The 17654-nt window shown below is 60.1% G+C and carries 15 protein-coding genes and 1 pseudogene; 6 read left to right on the forward strand and 10 right to left on the reverse strand.

Translation table 11 applies throughout. The annotated features are described in order from the left end of the window. Positions 1-66 precede the first annotated feature (66 nt). On the forward strand, positions 67-342 hold the full coding sequence (locus BLV18_RS09890) for a metal/formaldehyde-sensitive transcriptional repressor (protein WP_090358149.1): 276 nt from the start codon (positions 67-69) through the stop codon (positions 340-342). A 7-nt stretch (positions 343-349) separates the two neighbouring features. Further along, a complete protein-coding gene (dmeF, locus tag BLV18_RS09895) occupies positions 350-1273 on the forward strand; it encodes a CDF family Co(II)/Ni(II) efflux transporter DmeF (protein ID WP_090362184.1) in 924 nt (307 codons plus the stop codon). A 96-nt stretch (positions 1274-1369) separates the two neighbouring features. Here dmeF and BLV18_RS09900 read toward each other — a convergent pair whose 3' ends face one another. The 4 genes and pseudogenes from BLV18_RS09900 to BLV18_RS09910 form a co-directional block, all read right to left on the reverse strand. Then, positions 1370-2167: an SDR family oxidoreductase gene (locus tag BLV18_RS09900; RefSeq protein WP_090358151.1), complete on the reverse strand. Its 798-nt coding sequence runs from the start codon at positions 2165-2167 to the stop codon at positions 1370-1372. Between the two features lie 77 nt (positions 2168-2244). Continuing rightward, entirely contained in the window at positions 2245-3003 is a 759-nt protein-coding gene (locus BLV18_RS09905) for an alpha/beta fold hydrolase (protein WP_090358153.1), read from the reverse strand. A gap of 200 nt (positions 3004-3203) precedes the next feature. Then, positions 3204-3614: a putative quinol monooxygenase gene (locus tag BLV18_RS22510; protein WP_341864582.1), complete on the reverse strand. Its 411-nt coding sequence runs from the start codon at positions 3612-3614 to the stop codon at positions 3204-3206. 9 nt (positions 3615-3623) lie between these two features. Next, positions 3624-4709: pseudogene (locus tag BLV18_RS09910) on the reverse strand (NADH:flavin oxidoreductase/NADH oxidase); the annotation flags it as partial. A gap of 302 nt (positions 4710-5011) precedes the next feature. Between BLV18_RS09910 and BLV18_RS09915 the strand changes: the two are divergent. Then, on the forward strand, positions 5012-6064 hold the full coding sequence (locus BLV18_RS09915; RefSeq protein WP_090358157.1) for an aldo/keto reductase: 1053 nt from the start codon (positions 5012-5014) through the stop codon (positions 6062-6064). 55 nt (positions 6065-6119) lie between these two features. Here BLV18_RS09915 and BLV18_RS09920 read toward each other — a convergent pair whose 3' ends face one another. Then, positions 6120-7091, reverse strand: coding sequence for an AraC family transcriptional regulator (locus tag BLV18_RS09920; protein WP_090358159.1), 972 nt, complete (start codon positions 7089-7091; stop codon positions 6120-6122). Between the two features lie 357 nt (positions 7092-7448). Between BLV18_RS09920 and BLV18_RS09925 the strand changes: the two genes are divergently transcribed. Next, positions 7449-8417: an XdhC family protein gene (locus tag BLV18_RS09925; protein WP_090358162.1), complete on the forward strand. Its 969-nt coding sequence runs from the start codon at positions 7449-7451 to the stop codon at positions 8415-8417. Positions 8418-8567: 150 nt separating this feature from the next. Here the strand turns inward: BLV18_RS09925 and BLV18_RS09930 are convergent, their stop codons facing one another. After that, positions 8568-9737 carry an acyltransferase family protein gene (locus BLV18_RS09930; protein ID WP_090358164.1) on the reverse strand — a complete coding sequence of 390 codons (1170 nt, stop codon included), beginning with the start codon at positions 9735-9737 and terminating at the stop codon, positions 8568-8570. A gap of 526 nt (positions 9738-10263) precedes the next feature. On the opposite strand from BLV18_RS09930, the gene BLV18_RS09935 reads away from it, so the two are divergent. Then, the gene (locus tag BLV18_RS09935; RefSeq protein ID WP_090358165.1) at positions 10264-11220 is read left to right on the forward strand and encodes an ABC transporter substrate-binding protein; all 957 of its coding nucleotides are present in this window, start codon (positions 10264-10266) and stop codon (positions 11218-11220) included. A gap of 52 nt (positions 11221-11272) precedes the next feature. Continuing rightward, entirely contained in the window at positions 11273-12616 is a 1344-nt protein-coding gene (locus tag BLV18_RS09940) for an LLM class flavin-dependent oxidoreductase (RefSeq protein ID WP_090358167.1), read from the forward strand. A 21-nt stretch (positions 12617-12637) separates the two neighbouring features. Here the strand turns inward: BLV18_RS09940 and BLV18_RS09945 are convergent, their stop codons facing one another. The 4 genes from BLV18_RS09945 to BLV18_RS09960 are packed head-to-tail and all read right to left on the reverse strand — an operon-like array spanning position 12638 to position 17581. Continuing rightward, entirely contained in the window at positions 12638-13627 is a 990-nt protein-coding gene (locus BLV18_RS09945) for an ABC transporter substrate-binding protein (protein WP_244156836.1), read from the reverse strand. 50 nt (positions 13628-13677) lie between these two features. Then, positions 13678-15789, reverse strand: coding sequence for a TonB-dependent receptor (locus tag BLV18_RS09950; protein WP_167375931.1), 2112 nt, complete (start codon positions 15787-15789; stop codon positions 13678-13680). Further along, the gene (locus BLV18_RS09955) at positions 15786-16565 is read right to left on the reverse strand and encodes an ABC transporter ATP-binding protein (RefSeq protein ID WP_090358171.1); all 780 of its coding nucleotides are present in this window, start codon (positions 16563-16565) and stop codon (positions 15786-15788) included. The genes BLV18_RS09950 and BLV18_RS09955 overlap by 4 nt, the downstream gene beginning before the upstream one ends. Next, complete coding sequence (locus BLV18_RS09960; protein WP_090358174.1) at positions 16562-17581, reverse strand: FecCD family ABC transporter permease; 1020 nt, start codon at positions 17579-17581, stop codon at positions 16562-16564. Before BLV18_RS09960 ends, BLV18_RS09955 begins: the two co-directional genes overlap by 4 nt. Between the last annotated feature and the right edge of the window lie 73 nt (positions 17582-17654).

Here is a 17654-nt window from a genome sequence, read left to right on the forward strand (position 1 = left end):
CCGGTGACTTGCGACTGCCTCATATACGGAGCATGATGCCTCCAATATAGGGTAGGGGGGTAGGGTATGGCACACACCAAAGCGGCGAAAGAACAGTTGCTCAAACGGGTCAAACGTATCGCCGGCCAGGTCCAGGCCATCGAACGGGCACTCGAGGACGACGCCGACTGTGCAAAGACCCTTCATTTGGTGGCAGCCACCCGCGGCGCCATGAACGGTTTACTTGACGAGATCCTCGAGGACCATGCCTGGGAGCACGTTGCCAAGCCTGGCTTGAGCGATGAAGAACGAGCCAAAGGCACAGAGGAACTGCTCGAAGCCGTTCGCCGCTATGGAAAATGACATCGCCATGACCAATGCCTCGCTCCAGCACAGCCACAGTCATGACTTCCTCGGCGTTGACCATGATCACAACGCTCGGCGTACGCTGTGGGTTGTAGCCCTCACCGTGGTGATGATGATCGGCGAAATCGCGGCCGGTTACTTCACCGGTTCGATGGCATTGCTTGCCGACGGTTTCCATATGGCCACCCATGCAGCTGCATTGGGAATATCCGCGGCAGCCTACGAATTTGCACGCAAACACGCGGCCAACGATGCCTTCAGTTTCGGCACGGGCAAGGTAGGGGATCTGGGTGGGTTCGCCTCAGCGCTCGTTCTGGGTCTGGTTTCAGCGGGTATCGGCGTCGAGTCGGTCATGCGCTTGTTCCAACCGACGTCGGTTCAGTTTGGCACCGCGACGCTTATTGCGGTTGTCGGCTTGATCGTCAATATCATCAGTGCGCTACTGCTATCGGCCAGCGGTCACAGCCATGGTCATGGTCACGATGATCATCATCACCACGAACCGGCCCATGGTACGGACAACAACCTGCGCTCGGCTTACGTGCACGTCATGGCTGATGCAGTCACGTCGGTGCTGGCCATCGCTGCATTGCTGGCCGGCAAGTTCCTGGGTTGGGTGTGGCTCGACCCATTGATCGGCCTGGTAGGCGCCGTGGTCATCGCCCGCTGGGCGTATTCATTGATGAGGGACACCGCGGCTGTCCTGCTCGACAGAACAGACGAGCATGTGGCGCAGGAAATTCGCGAACTGCTGCAGGGCGAAGGTATTGAAATCACCGACCTGCACGTCTGGCGGGTCGGTCCGCAAGCGCGAGCGGCGATTGTCAGCGTGCATGGCGATTCTGGACGCTCTGCAGATGACGTTCGGGCCGCACTGAAATCTGTGCATGAGATCAGTCACCTGACAGTTGAATATCGACTGGCATGACACCTGCGCGGCGCAGATTTCATCTACTTGAATTCATAGCCCGCATGGCGGGCTACTGAATCCGGTCCTGAACTGAAACCAGCGATCCATCCTCGATCAGTTCTGCAGCGCCTGCACCGAACCGCCGTCGACGCGGAGGTTGCTGCCGTTGATGAAGGACGCGCGTTCAGACACCAGCAGCGCGATGGCGGCAGCCACTTCTTCTGGCTTGCCCCGACGTTTCTGGACGATGCCAGGACGCTCTTCTTCAAGGAAGCTTTCAATGGCTTCTTCGAAGGACACACCCAGCTCTTCGGCGCGCTTCTTCATCATCCCGTCGGTCATGGGTGTCTCGATGAACGCTGGAGCCACGGTATTGCACAGCACGCCGTGAGCAGCTTCCTTGTACGACAGGTTCTTGATGAACGCACCCAGCGAGGCCTTGGCGGTGTTGTAGACCGCTTCTTCCCAGTACGGCTGCACGGCGTTTTCGGAGGTGATGCAGACGAAGCGGCCCCAGTTGCGGGTGCGCATATCAGGGATGGTTGCCCGAGCGACGCGGACGGCAGAGAAGAAGTCCGTGTTCCAGGCTTCCAGGTAGTCCTCGTCCGAGAGCTCCAGCGGATCGCCCTTGGCACCCGTGACGCCCGCAGTGTGAACGACGATGTCGATCTTGCCGAACTTGTCCCGACCGGCCTCGACGACGCGCGCGACCTGGTCCTGCTGGGTCATGTCGGCGGCCACGAACACGCTGTCGGCTTTCAACCAGGTGTAAGCCTCTTCCAGCTTCTTCTGGTCCATGTCACTCAACACCAGTTGCACGCCTTCTTCGTGCAGCTGTCTGGCAGTCGCCAAGCCAACGCCGCCGCTGGCACCGGTAATGAGTGCAACGCGGCCTTTGATTCCCAGATCCATATTCACCTCGCTCAACGATTATGCCGACATGGCGGCGTTCAAATGCATGTTTCAAACCGGGTGTAGCTAGAAGATGGTCATTTGCTGCACTGTTCCCTCGCGAACGTCAGCATCAACTTCGCCAGCGCCTGAGGCGTCTGCATCGGCATCAGATGACCTGCGTTCGGAATGACTTCCAACGTACTGTGCGTAAAGGCCGCTAGCGTGGTCCGGCGCTGCTCTTCGGGCCCCGGTACCTGCTCATCGAGCTCGCCACAGACCAGTAGCACCGGGTAATCGATCGTGCCCAATCGGGCAGTCCAGTCTTCACGACTGCCGTGATCGACCCAAGCGCGCCAGGCATCGAGGTTCAGCCGTTGGGCATCGGCAATGGCGACTTCGCGAACGTCGTCAGGCAGGCGCAATGTGCTGGATTCATCGACGAAGGCTTCAGCCTCGGGACGCGTCTTGGCATAAGCGCGTTGCTGGTCTCGGTCGGCATCGCTCATCGGCTGTGGGCCGGGGGGCGAGGGCGCGACCAGTACAAGCCCAGTCAGGTAGTCGGGCCGGCGTGACGCCAGCACCACGGCGACCTTGCCTGTCATCGAATGACCCACCAACACGCAGTTCGTCAGGCCCAGTTCCCGGATGCAGTGATCCACGTGCTCGACCATCGCTTCGACGGTATAGCCCTCGACCTGCGCCGCATCGCCGAATCCCGGCGTGTTGATCGCTATGCACTCATGTTCGCCGTCGAGATAGGGAAGGGTAGGAAACCAGGTGCGGTGGGACCCGCCCAGGTAATGCATCAGCACGAAGGTGGGTGCCCCGTGGCCTTGTCTGCTGTGTGGAAGCATGGATATGACTCGTGAGGGTTTGCCAATTGAGCGGGGCGACGAAAGCAAAGTTCAGTCGGATTGCGACGGGCAAGCGGGGCGTAGCGGGCACGCGATGGAGGTAAGGAAGTGGCGTCGAAGCGGTAGATGTTCGACACCGCCCGAATGCATGGGCGTTACTGGCGGCATGGCTGATATGTCCAGCCTCGCCGCCGGCTACTTCAGCGAATTCGCGTGAGCTTGCGAATGTCCGTTGTTCCCTCGATCAGGGCGCCCGATATCGCGACAAACGACTGAAAGTGAGTCGACGCCATATGCTCGTCCAAAGCGGCTTGGTTCTGCCAGGCTTCATAGAAAACGAAAACACCTGGCCGCTCTGGTTCGACATGCAATGCATACTGCAGACACCCTGCTTCTGCTATCGACGCATCGACCAGTTCTGCCAGTGCGTCAAGCAACTCGGTTTCCTTGCCCGGTTTGGCCTGGACGGTGGCGATGAGGTGAACGGAGGTGTCGCGAGGGTTGACGGGTTTCATGACTGGGCTCTCGTGAAGGATGTAATGAATGGAGCTGAAGGTAGTTAAGCGCGCAGCGTGCGGCAGCGTGGTTGAAGCCGCACGGTCCTTCCCCATTCGGGCCGACCAGTTCTGCAACCAGAATGCATAGGGCGTGGGCAGTACCGCGTCGGGTTTCTCTATCCCCAGCTCCCGAGCAGCATGGAAGGGCCAATGTGGGTTGGCCAGTAGCGTACGAGCGAAGAACACCAGGTCCAGCTTGTGCTCACGGACGAAAGCGTCAGCCTCTTTCGGGTCCGTGATCATCCAGCTCGTCGCAACCAGCAGGCCTGTCTCCAGCCGCACGCGTTCAGCGTAGGGAACCATGAAGTTGGGGCCCCAAGGTACCGGATCATTGGCGCTGGTGAGCGCCAGCCCTACGTCGACCAGGTCCAACCCCGCTTCCTTGGCCCACTTCAGAAGCTGCAGGGATTCGGAGAACGACTGATGTGTGTCTTCGCCGAATTCGGTCACGCCCAGGCGCATGGTCAACGGCAGATGTTCCGGCCACACCTCCCGCACCGCCTTCAGGGTTTCGAGCAGAAATCGGGCACGGTTTTCCAGAGGACCGCCGTACTGATCCTCACGGACGTTCGATTGCGGTGACAGGAACGTTTGCCCGAGAAAGCCGTGTGCGAAGTGCAGTTCAAGCCACTCGAAACCGGCTTGTCGTGCACGAACGGCCGCGTCGACGAAGTCTTGTTGAGTCACCAGGATCTGTTCCTGAGTCAGTTCCGCCGGTACGTAATCCGAGCCAGGCACATAGGGCTGGGGGCTGGGGGCTACCGGTGTCCACGCTTGCGGATCGGAGCGTTCCAGCGGCGCGCCCCCTTCCCAGGGGGGTGTGCAGCCTGCCTTGCGGCCTGCATGCCCGATCTGAATCCCGGGAACGCTACCAGCCGCCTTGATCGACGCGGCGACGGCTGCGAAACCCGGTACGTGCTCGTTGCTCCACAAGCCCGCATCGCCCAGCGTGATTCGACCTTCGGGGGCTACGGCGGTGGCTTCGACGATCACCAGCCCCGCACCGCCACGTGCCAGCATGGTGTAGTGGGCTTGGTGCCATTGGTTGAGCAGTCCATCCCGTGCCTGGTACTGGCACATGGGCGAGGCGACGATACGGTTACGCAGCGTGACGCCTTTTACGGCGAGCGGATCGAAAAGTGCGGCCATGACAGGGGCTCCGATAAAGGGGTGGCCCACGTTAAAAGGAAACACGAAATCGGGCTTGCCCTATTCAGGGTCATGATTGCCTAAAACGATTTTTATTGGTTCTGCAGGGCTGGTGTGGCGCGTTCCTCATGGCGTCTCGGCAAACGTCGTCAGTATGGGCAATCATCAGCTTCGATCCGACAACCCAACGCGTTGCTGCAAGAGGACACTGGCAATGGGGTCTGCACTGCAGGTCACCCTCCAAACCAAGTCCCGCGTCTTCAGGAATCACGAAGGCGGCGGCCTCAAAGGAGCAGGATCACATGAACTATCGAAAGTTGGGTCATTCCGGATTGTCCGTATCGAGCCTCATTCTGGGCACCATGGGGTTGGGTACTGAAACGAATGAAAAAGAGGCGTTTGCCATACTCGATGCGTACCTCGAAGCCGGTGGCAACACCCTTGATACAGCCGACGTCTATGGCCAGGGTGCCTCCGAAGAGCTGATCGGTCGGTGGCGAAAGAGCCGGTCCGGCGAAATTGTCGACCGCACCGTCATTGCTACCAAGGTTCGCTTCGGCACCGGGCCGGACGTCAACGATGTAGGGCTGTCACGCCGCCACCTGCAGCGTTCACTCGACACCTCACTTGCCCGGCTCAGCGCACAAAGCATCGATCTGTACCAACTGCATGGTTGGGATCCGCTGACCCCCGTCGAGGAAACGCTGTCCTTCCTGGATGCGGCATTGCGTGCAGGCAAGATTCAGTACGTGGGCGTCTCCAACTTCACCGGCTGGCAAATGCAACTTTTCATCTCTACCGCCAAAGCCATGGGCGTGCCTTTGCCTGTAACGATGCAGCAGCAGTACAGCCTCGCTTATCGCGAACTCGAATACGAAGTCATCCCGGCCGCCCTTCATAACAACGTCGGTTTGCTACCCTGGTCGCCACTGGCTGCGGGATTCCTGACCGGCAAATACATCCGCGATAGTGAATCCGGGCGCGGCGGCCGGCTGACTTCCGACAACCCCATGAATCAACACATCGCCAGGCAACTCCATATGAGCGATCGGAACTGGGCGACTCTCGACGTGGTGAAAGACATTGCTCAACAACTCGGCGCTACGCCCAGTCAGGTGGCACTTAGTTGGCTGACTTCGCAACCTTCGGTCACCGCTCCCATCATCGGCGCCCGCACCATGGAGCAGTTGCAGGACAACCTCGGCGCAGTGGATGTCGTGCTCGATGAGTCAGCGCTGCAGCGCCTGACCGAAGTCAGCGCGCCAACGCCTGATGATTACCCCTATGGGCGTTTCGGCGCACTGCAGCGCAAGCGCTATATCGACTCCAGCGAACAAGCGTTGCGCGAGCTGTAGAGTAGCAGGAGCCCTGGAAGTCCGCGCCGGCATGATCGGAGTGGACTTCCAGGGTTCATTGAACCCGCATGCGCTTAATATCGCGCTGCGGTGGATGGCCGAACAGGCGGCTGTATTCGCGACTGAATTGGGAAGAACTTTCATAGCCCACGAGACCGCCTGCGCTACTGGCATCGATGTTTTCGCTGTACATCAACTGGCGTGCGGCCTGCAGGCGCAGTTGTTTCTGATACTGCAAGGGGCTCATTCCCGTGACGGTACGAAAGTGCTGTCGGAAAGTGGAAGGGCTCATATGGGCAATGGTCGCCAGATCATCCATGCGCAGCGCCTCGCTGTAATGAAGTTTGAGCCAGGCGACGGCTTTGGCGATGTTCTGGCTGGGCGACCCTGCGCTGACGACATGAAGCAAATGAGGCCCATGAGCGCCATTCATCAGCCTGATAATGATCTCTTCCTTGATCAATGGCCCCAGTGATTCAAGCAGTTCGGGCTGATCGAACAGTGCAATCAGGCGTTCGAGCGCATCCAGCACCCCGCTGTCCAGGTCATTCACGGACAAGGGTTTGAAGGCTTCGTCCTTGAGCCTCTGCGACAACTGCAGCCGCTCGGCGATTTCGACGACCAGCGCATTCTCGAAGGTCAGCATCATGCCCAGAAAGGGCTGTGCAACGCTCGCCTGGATGACATTGGAAATCACCGGCATATCGATGCTGGTGACCATCGATTGCCCCGGCCCATAGGTCATCAGCTCTTCGCCCACGATCACCTGTTTGCGCCCTTGCACGGTCAGGCCCAGGCCCAGACCGTAGATACAGTGCAGGGGCATGGTGAGTTTATGGCGGCGGTGCAGCGTGAGGCCAGGTACGGGCGTTTCGTGATCACCGTCGCTGCGTGCCCACCGGCTCAGGGCCTGGGCCAGCCTGCGGGTATCGTTGGCCACGAGTGGCTCGGCATTGCCGGAGGAGCTGCTTTGCAGCTCGATAGAATCGGTGGGGTGTTCACGGTGAGCCACAAGCTCTTCCTCCATGCTTGGTCTGGAAAGAGGCTGAAGAAAGCGCCAGAACGCCCTGATTAACGCAGCGGGTTCAAGAGCATCTAAACGTATCAGGCCCACGCTGCACGACTGGGTTTCATCGACGCCAGTATTGCAGGGCAATCGAGGAGCAAATTGCCTGAACAAACGTCTTTATTGCCTATTCCGAGCATAGACCGCAATAGTAAAGCCCGACCCAAAGAGGTGTCCGCTCAGACCCCAGGTCCCAAGGAATAGGCAAGAACCCGCGCAGATCAGGCAATTCTGCGAGGCGACTCGCCTGCATACTAAACCGGGTAATTACGCCCCATTCGCCAGGGAATTTTGCCAACACAGCGGACCGTAACCCCCATGAACAGTCTCGACCTCCAAGTCGTCCAGCAAGCACAGCAATGGCTTGAGCAGGGACAATCCGTGTGCCTGTGTACCGTTCTGTCGACCTATGGCTCCGCGCCGCGCGGGCCGGGTGCGATGCTGGTTGCCTTGGCAGATGGGCGTTTCTGCGGATCGCTGTCGGGCGGGTGCGTAGAAGATGATTTCCTGGAACGTCTCGGCCGTAACGAATTCGGGCCTGAAAACCAGGTCGTGCGCTACGGGGAGGGGGGCTTGGCGCCATCTTTGAAGCTACCTTGCGGTGGCGTCCTGGACGTCCTGGTTGAGCAGTTCGTCCCCGGCTGCGAGGCGCTCGAACATTTTTCCCTGATGTTGCAGGCGCTCCAAGGTCAGCAGCGGATCATCCGCGCGGTTTCTCTGGACACCCTTAACCGGACGCTCGACATCTGCTTTGCACAGGGTTCAACGGTCGAAGTGTCCAAGCGGCAAATCACGATTCGCATCGGCGCGGCGCGGCGGCTATTGATCGCGGGGCTCTCGCCCGTCGCAGAGTTCTGCGCAAGCTTTGCCGTGTCTCTGGGTTATGAAGTGATCGTCTGTGACCCTCGTACCGAGCTGCTTGCTGGCTTTGCCCTTGAAGGGGTCAAGGTTATCGAGCAACTTCCGGCGACTTTCATCGCCAATGGTGGCTGCCACGCCAGTACCGCCGTCGTCGCGCTGACCCACGATCCCCGCCTGGACGACCTGACTCTACTTGAGGCGGTGAGAACGCCGGCGTTCTACATCGGCGCCATGGGCTCGCAGCGCACCAGCGAGAAACGCCTGGAACGCGTGCGCCGCATCGGCGGCCTGGATGATGAGGCGATCGAGCGGATCAGCGCGCCGGTGGGCTTGCGGCTGGGCAGCAAAACCCCGGCGGAGATTGCCTTGGCCGTCATGGCTGACATTATTCGGGTGGGTAATAGGGTGGGTCGAGGCGCGCTGTGAGTGTGGAGTGCGGCGCGTGGTCACGGAGTGAACGCGCCTGGGGCCCCAGCGCCAGCTCAAGTCGCGCCAGGGAATATTTTCCTGGGCTATCCTGTTTGTAGAAGCATGGATATCAGTGGTCAGGATTTGACGATTGGGATGGGGCTGCAACTAATATTCCGGCGATGGCTGCAATTGGCCAAATTCTGCGGTTTGTTGAATGCTCGGCTTGCGTACTTTGATGAACGGTTTCTCTACCCCATTGAATGTGACGTAGGACACCAGCGCTACGGCGAGCAATATCGCAGGCAAGCAGACGACGAAGTCCGTCAGCTGGGTGTTTTCGAACGAAAACAGATGCAGTGTTGAAAACGCGATGTACAGCACTGCGCCATGGGTCAGGTACAGGCTGTAGCTCACTTCGCCCAGGGATTTCAAGCCCCGGCTGGCCAGTAGGCCGAACACATCGTTGCCTAGCGCCAGGATCAGGAAAGGCGCGGCCAACGTGGCGATTTGAAGTACCGAATAGGCTTCCAGCGTCATCGCATAGGCCAACAACAAGAGAGCGGCGACTGAGACCAACGGGTGAGCCAGGTAGGCGATGCCCTGGGGGAAATGACGCTTGATGAGTACTGGGATAAAACCAGCCACGAAAAGCAGCAACAAGGCAGGTTTGACGACGCCAAACATCATGCCGACAGCGATCACGACGCATACCAACAGCGAGGCCAACGAATACTGGCCGTACCAGACCTTGTTCACCAGCGCGGCGATAATCGGTAGCGTCAGATAGAACAGCCACTCGTAGCGCAATGTCCAGTGGACCCCTGCGGTCATGATGTTGCTATGAATGAAACCATTGAACGAACCGCCAGAAAACACCAGCCACTTGAACACTTCCTTACCCAGTTCTTTCAGCGTAATGAAGGCAAAACCCGTTTCGAACAGGCTCAATAGAACCACGAATATCAGCACGAACACGTAAAGCGGCATGATCCGCAGCACTCGCGATATGAAGATGTCCAGAAAGTCTGGATGGCGCTGATATATTTTTCCGAAAAACAGAAAACCGGTAATCATGAAGAACAGCGATACCGGCACAGCCCCGAGATTGTTGAGCACGGCACTCTCAGGAGGAATCCAGCTACCCGTTGTTTTCCAGAAGTAAGTGACTACGAAGTGATGGCAGATAACCGCCGTCGCCAGGATGCCACGCAAGGCATCAAGCGGCGAAGAACGGGCCGCAGTTACCGCAGTGAGTACCGGCAAGCGAGAGAACAGCAGGCTTAGAATAAATAGAGAAGCGCAGTAGACAAGCAAGATGACCGTAGTGGCATCCATTCGATAATCCTTTCGTCGATGATCGTAGCATCCATGCGTCAGCAGCTGAACTCAAAGCAGGAGAGTGGGGGGCATGCAGCCGGATAATTGAGAATGCAGGTGTAGTGCAATACAGACAGACTTGTAACGGATGCAGGTCCATACGTCAACATAATGGCGATTACTGGTAGATATCTTTACAACTCAATCGATTGGACGTATTTCTGACGCGTGTGAATGCGGCTGCTCTAACCTGCGGATATAGACGAATAGGCAACGCCGTCGAAGTGAGGCAATCTTCGAATGCATCAGGCGCGAAGCGGATGAAACTTGAAACAGCGCTTAATGCGCAAAACGCATCTTTGGTAATAGGATTATGCGCATTGGGTATTTCACCTCTCGCCCGTGCGTCTCTATCTTGTCGCGGCGTCCATAGGAATTATCCTCTCGAAGCACTGGCGGCCTCGCTGCTGACCACACCCTAAATTCCCCGAGACCGTACCCGCGGATCGATCCTCACCGTCCTGAATGGGCTTTGGAGACAACCGTGCGTTACCTGAAGAAACTGGCGATCGGAGTGGCCACGTCCTTGCTCTGCCTCTCGGCGAGCGCGCAGACGCTGGTAGTGGGGGACCAGAGCTATAACGCACAAGCTGTCATGGAAGCGGCAGGCGTGTTGAATGACCTGCCTTACACCCTTGAGTGGAAACAATTCACTGCAGGGTCGCCCGTTGCAGAGGCCCTGAACGTCGGCAGTCTGGATATCGGCTTGCTCGGTGACGCGCCTGCTCTGTTTCTGGGCGCCCTGGGTGCGCCGATCAAGGTGATTGCGGTAGGTCGGCAGAGCCTTGATGGCGTTGCCATCCTGGTAAGCAAGGACTCACCGATACGCAGTATCGAAGATCTCAAAGGCAAGCGCGCCGCGATCTGGAAAGGCTCCTGGAGCCAGCAGTTGTTATTCACTGCGCTGGATAAAGCGGGCGTTCCGAGAGACTCGCTTGACCTTCGCTATCTGAGCGCCCTGGACGCCTCTCATGCCTTGGAAGGTCGTTCAGTGGACGTGATCGCCACCTGGGAACCTTACGTCACCCAGCAGGAAAGGCAGGGCGCGCGCATCCTGGCGACGGCAGACGGGCTGATTCCTGCGCAAAGTTTCATTGCCGCCAACGCCAAGGCCATTGATCCCAAGCGTGCGCTGATCAGCGATTTCCTGCAGCGATTGAAGAAAGCTCGCGACTGGACACTGCAAAATCCCGCCAACACGGACGCCTATGCCGACGCCTGGTCAAAGCGCACCCGCGCGGACGCCGACATCTCACGAGCCTGGTTTGCCCGTGCGCGAACCACCGTCGAGCCGCTGAGCCCACAAGCCCCCATCCAGGCCCAGAAGACCGTGGACTTCTTCGCCAGCCTGGGCCTGGTCAAGGCCTACCCGGCGGCGAGTCTGTTCGACGACTCCTTCGCAGCGTCGCTCCAGCCCGCTGTGGCAAAAGCTCAGCCCTGAATCGGCTGGCAGCACTCAAGGCTTTTACCTACTTGCAAGGAACACGATCAATATGACGTCACGAAAGCTCAAACTCGGTGCTCTGACAATGGGCTGCGGCGGCCCGGGTCGGCACAACCTCTGGCTCGACCCTGAGTTGCCGGCTGACGCCAGTGTGAACGTCGATTGGTACATCGACATCGCGCAACAGGCAGAGGCCGCGCTGTTTGACCTGATGTTCATCGTCGACAGCCAGTTCATCACGCCAGGCTCTCCCTCACACTATCTCAATCGGCTGGAACCCCTGACGCTGCTATCCGCGCTCGCGGTCACCACCCGACATCTGGGGTTGGTGGGCACGCTCACCACTTCCTACAACTCGCCTTACAACGTCGCGCGTCGACTCGCGTCGCTCGATCTGATCAGCAAAGGGCGGGCGGGGTGGAACGTGGTCACCAGTGGCGACGCAGGCACCGCAGGAAATTACAGCCGGGACGAACATTTTGACTACGACACCCGGTACAGCCGGGCTGCAGAACATGTGCAGGTCGTCCAGGGCCTGTGGAATTCCTACGAGGAAGATGCCTTCGTACGGGATCGGGAGACTGGGCAGTTTCTCGACGCAAGCAAACTGCATGCGCTCAACCATACGGGTGAACATTTTTCCGTGGTCGGCCCGTTGAACATCCAGCGCTCCCCGCAGGGGCAGCCCGTCATATTCCAGGCGGGTGATTCCGAACAGGGCCGTGACCTCGGTGCCGCCACCGCCGATGTCGTGTTCACCCACGCAGCCAGCATCGAGCAGGGCCAGGCGTTCTACCGCGATATCAAGGGGAGGGCAGAGCGCCTGGGGCGAGATCCCGAGCAGCTGTTGGTCATGCCGGGCGCTGAAATCCATGTCGGCGACACCGACGACCACGCGCGTGAAATCGAGCGGCACTACCATGAGGTCGACCACAGCTTCGAGCTTGCACTCAAGGAGTTCGGTCGCAACTTCGGTTGGCACGACTTCAGCCAATACCATCTTGACGCGCCTTTCCCACAGCAAAGCCTCGAAGCCGCGCGCAGCAGCTTTTTCACGGCCGCCAAGCGAATCGCCGATCAAGCCCGGGAAAAAGGATTCACGCTGCGCCAGGCCGTGGAATTCGGCCGGCAGTTGCGGCCGGGTGCATTCGTGGGATCAGCGGAAACGGTCGCTCGAAAGATGGCGGACTGGTTCGAGGCGCGGGCGGTGGATGGGTTCAATATCTACATTGGGCACCCGTCGCAGTTCAAGCGATTCACTCAGGAGGTTGTTCCGTTGCTGCAAGAGCGCGGGGTGTACCGCACGGCTTACGAGGGGACGACGTTGCGGGAGAGTTTGGGGTTGGGGATTCCGGGGTTTGTGCGTGCCCGTTCGGCTAAGTCATCTGCCTGAGTATCCGTCTTTCTCGGCAGATTACCCTGGTGCCATTCCCACCAGTATCCGTTGAGCATCGGCATCACTTAGCGGGTAATCGAAGAACTCCCGGTAAAAATCCTGGGTCGTGCGCGCCATATCGACATCGCTGAACTGCGTCGGGTGCAGTTGCTGCGCAGCCCATTTGATCTGCAGGGCGACTTCGGTGCCATAGCGATCCCAGGGAAACACCCCGGCCGGGTTGCGCAAGACACGCTGATGCTTCACGGCTGTGAGCTGTTGCAGTAAAGACGCCTGTGCCGCCTGATCCAGGCTGCCGGCGCCTGCGGCCAGTATCAGCACATCGGGTTGCCAGGCCAGTACCTGTTCCGCCGACACGATCTGCATGTTCCCCTTAAGGCCCGTCGCAGCATTGCGCCCACCGGCGATGCGTATCCAGTCATCGATCAACGTGTCACTGCCATCGACCTTCAACGGGTTGACCGAGGCGATGTGCAGCACCTTTGGGCGCTGCGCTACCGGGATCGCCGAGACCTTGTCGCTGACAAGCTTCAATTGCCGATCCAGGTACGCGTTGTAAGCCTGCGCGCGACGCTTGGGTTCTTCACCGCCCAGCGCCTGGGCGGTGGCAACCATGGAACGCTGCAAGCCGGGCAGGTCGGTGTACCCCATGCGCATCACGGGCAGGCCGACCTGCTCGTAGGCTGCGGATTGGCGGTCACCGATTGAGGTGAAAACCAGATCGACCCGCTGCCCCAGCAGGCCTTCGACATTGAATGTTGTGCCCTCGATGCTCGTGGCGTCGTTCAGGCTGGGCAAGACTTTGAACATCCATGGCTGGCTACGTGGGTGGTTGACCGTCGAGACGATCCGCGAGCCTGCTCCCAGGGTCATCAGCAGCACATGATGGGCGTACCAGGCGTCGGCGATACGCCGCGGCTCGGGAGGAATGCTGACGGCTTTGCCGCTGTCATCGATCACTTGGATGGCCGCAGCCTCGCTCACGTAGGCGCTGAGGCTGCCGAGCAACAAGCAACTCGCAACAGTGCTCCCCCAACGTCCGGCCAATCTGCGACCCATTAGAGATCCACCTGAATCGAGGCCTGCAACATGCGCGGTGCACCCGCGCTCGCGCTGGCCTGACCGGCGCCAGTGTACCCGTTCAGGCCGCCGGGGACGATATTCGTCCAGTAATGCTCGTTGCCGACGTTGGTCATCTCCAGGCGATACACCGTGTCGCGGTTCATCAGCCGGGTGGTGTAGCTGGCGCCGATGTCGACGGTCTGGTAGCTGCCGACCCAGTGATCGTTGCTGTCATCCACCGGACGCGGACCGACGTACCGGGCATTGAGATTGACGGCAAGGCCTGGCACCTGATCGATGCGGTACTCGGTGAGCAGGCTGGCAGTGACGCGCGAAAGGCCGACGATGCGGGTGTCCTCGGTGCTGGCATTGCCGGTTGAGAGCAGCTTGGGATCAAGCCAGGTGATGCCGCCATACATCCTCAGATTCTGCGTGACGTTGCCGTCGGCGAGCAATTCAAGGCCACGGTTACGTTGCTCGCCCGCGATGGCGTAGACGTTGTCGGCTTGGGTGTAGGCGAACGGACGCTTGATCTGAAAGGCGGCCAGTGACAGGTTGACGCCACCAACCACCCACTTGCTGCCCAGCTCCCACATGCGGCTGCGGTAGGGCGAGAGAATACTCCCGGCGTTGCTGCTGCCAGCCGTGGCGCTGTCGCCTTGCTGCAGGCTGTCGGCGTAGGTGAAGTAGAGCGTCAGGTCATCGAGCGGCTTGTAGATCAGACTGCTGGCAGTGCTGATGCCCGAGTCTTCAGAGGAGGTATGGACGCCTGCCAGCGTGTAGTTATCGGCGGTCAGGCGGCTCTGGCTGCCGCTGAGCATCAGGCTCCATTGCGGGGTGAAGGTGAGGGTATCGCCGACGATGAACGAGCTCTGTTTGGCGTTGGCCGAGTGATACCGGTCGGTGAAATCGGGGTAGTTCGGCTCGGCGAAATTGGCAGGGTTGCTCAGGCTGGCAGTGCCCAGCGTCTGGGTGCTGCCAGCTGCGGGGTTGTAGTTGTCCCAGTCGAAGCCGGTGAGGCCGAAGGTCAAATCATGGCGTACCGGCCCGGTGTAGAGGGCACCGTTGAGGTTGGCGAGGTAGCTGTTGATGGTGAAACGGCTGGCCGTCGCGCTCGAAACCGACGTGCGGTAGGTGCCGGCGTTGTTGATCAGGGTGTTGGTCACGCCGGTGGATTCCCGGTCGGCGATCTGCCGCAAGGCGCCGACGTCGAGCTTCCAGTTGCCGTCGAAATCATGTTTGAAGTGCGCGCTGGCGGTGTCGGTGGTGTTGTTGTCGCCCGCGTAGTTCTGGCCCAGATTGCTTTTGGTTGGATCCGGCGCGTGGGGCAGGGTGACGCCGGAGGCGACCGCGAACTTGCCGGGCAGCCCTTTGGCCAGGTAGTTGTAGTGGCTGAAGTTGGTCTCGATGACGCTGTCGTCGCTGATCTGAAAGTCTGTCGCCAGGCTCACCAATTGACGGCGCAACGTGCTGCCCGGCGCGTAGCTGTGCCCCTGTTCGTCGACCAGATTGAGACGGTATCTGATCTTGCCTTCAGCATCGAACGGGCCACTGAGGTCGGCGGTCTTGAGCCAGCTCAGGCCAGTGCCGACGCCCAGGGTCACGCGGTTGCGGGTGAAGTCAGTCGGCCGCTTGGACAGCAGGTTGAAGGTGCCTGCGGGGTTGGCCGGACCGTAGAGGGATCCCGACAACCCGCTGAGCACTTCAACGCCCTCCAGTTGTTCGGCGGGGTAATCGGTTGTCGAGACCACATTGAGCCCGTCCAGACGACTGTTCTGCACCACGCTGCCTTGCAGACCACGGGTCTGCGGTCGGGCACCGTCGGCCTGCACCGAGGGGAGGTAACGGATGATGTCCTTGAAGCTCTTGAGTTGTTGGCTGTCGATCAGATCGCGGGACATGACGCTGATGGAGTAGGGCGTGTCCTGCAGGCGCCGCTGGCCCATCGGCCCGAGGGTCGCGGACTTTTCCCGTGCCTGCTGGGCGATGGATTCATTGGCATCGACATCGATAGGCGCCAGCGTGATGTCCTCGGCGTGGGCCAGGTGGATCGCGCTGCCCAGCAACAGCGGCGCAAACGCAAAGCGGGACGAGCGGGACTGTCTCATTGATGAGGGACTCGGCAAGGGATAAAAAAGCGATGACCGTCAGCGTCGATCTGTCTGACGCTGGCGTTGTAGAGGCGCTGCATGAGCGCGCTGTCGACCACTTGCGCAGGCGCACCATCGGCAATCAAACGGCCTTCGTGCAGCACCCAGACGCGATTGGCCGAAGCCTGCGCCTGTTCGGGGCGATGGGTGCTGGAAACAATGGCAAGGCCTTGTTCGGCGAGGCGTTCGAGCAGCGCAAGCAGGCGCAGTTGATGGCCGTAATCCAGGCCCGTGATCGGCTCATCCAGTACGATCAGCCGGGCGCGCTGCACCAGCGCCCGAGCGATCAGCACCAACTGTCGTTCGCCGCCGGACAGTTCGGTGTAGGTGCGCGCTGATAAATGGGCGATGCCCAGATCGGCCAGGGCCTGCTCGACGTACTCCTCATCGGTGCGGCTCGGGGCGCTCATCAGACCGGTACTGGGCAGCCGGCCTTGGGCGACGATGTGGGAAACGCTGAAGGGAAAACCCGGTGTATGGCTTTGCGGCACGTAGGCCAGCTGCCGGGCGATGGTCCGCCGGCTCAGCGCCTTCAACGGTTGCCCTTGTAAACAGACCTGCCCGGATGCAGGCGCCAAGAGACCCAGCAGGATACGCAGCAAGGTGCTTTTGCCCGCTCCATTGGCGCCCAGCAACGCGATGTTATCGCCGGAGTTCACGTTGACCGAGATGTCTTCGAGAATCAGCCGCTCACCAATGCGATAACCCAGCCCTTCAGCCCGCAACAACGTCATAGCCAGCCCCTGCGCACGCGATGCAGCACCAGCGCGAAGGCAATGGCACCGAACAGTTCGGTGATGATTCCCAGCGGAATTTCACCCGCCGACAGGCTGCGCGCGACGCCATCCGCCACCAGCAGAAAGGCACCTCCCAGACAGGCGCTGACCGGTAGCAGTCGTGCGTTGCCCGGACCCACCAGCAGGCGCGCAAGATGCGGCACCAGCAGGCCGATCCAGCCGACCATGCCGGCCAGGCTCACCGTCAGAGCACAAATCAACGTGGCCAGCACGATCACGCCGTAGCGAATGCGCTGCACCGGCACGCCGAGGCTCAGGGCCTCGTCATCACTCAGGGACAGAGCATCGATCGCGCGCCCCGCCAGACACAGCAGGACAATCGCTACCGTCAGCATGGGCCCGATGATCAGCAGTGTGCTGCGGTCCACTGCGCTGAGACTGCCAAGCAGCCAGTAGACGATGCTTGGCAGTTGATCGACTGGGTCAGCCAGGTATTGGGTGATCGACAGCAATGACGTGAACAGCGCATTGGCGACGATCCCGCCCAGCACCAACAGCAGGATCGACGTCGTCTGAAACTGGTGGGCAATGCCGACCCCGACCGCGACGGCAATCAAGCCGGTGACACACGACAGCACGGCGATCGGCAGCGCCTGCCAATGACAGATGATCCCCAGCGCCGCGCCGAACGCACAGCCGCTGAGCACCCCCAGCAACCCCGGCGATACCAGTGGATTGCGGAACACCGCCTGGTAGGCCGCGCCGGAAACCGAAAGCCCGGCTCCTACCAGCATCCCGGCAAACATGCGCGGTGCGCGAGCATCGATTAGCAGGCTGTGGATCAACTGATAACGATCGGCTGGCATGTCGCCCACGCCGCATAGCGTCGTCAGAAAATGGAGCAGTTCAAGGGGTGAAATCGCATAACGGCCGAGCAGCAAAGACAGCAGGGCGGTGACTATCAGCAAAAGGAAACTGAGCAGGGGAAGCGGAAGGCGCGCTGGAACGGGCATCGGGGGCTCGGATTTGGGTATATAGGTAACTATACAGCGGTATGGTGAGCTGCTCTACGCGGCGGGTTGCCAC

This window comes from Pseudomonas coleopterorum, assembly GCF_900105555.1.
Lineage (GTDB): Bacteria > Pseudomonadota > Gammaproteobacteria > Pseudomonadales > Pseudomonadaceae > Aquipseudomonas > Aquipseudomonas coleopterorum.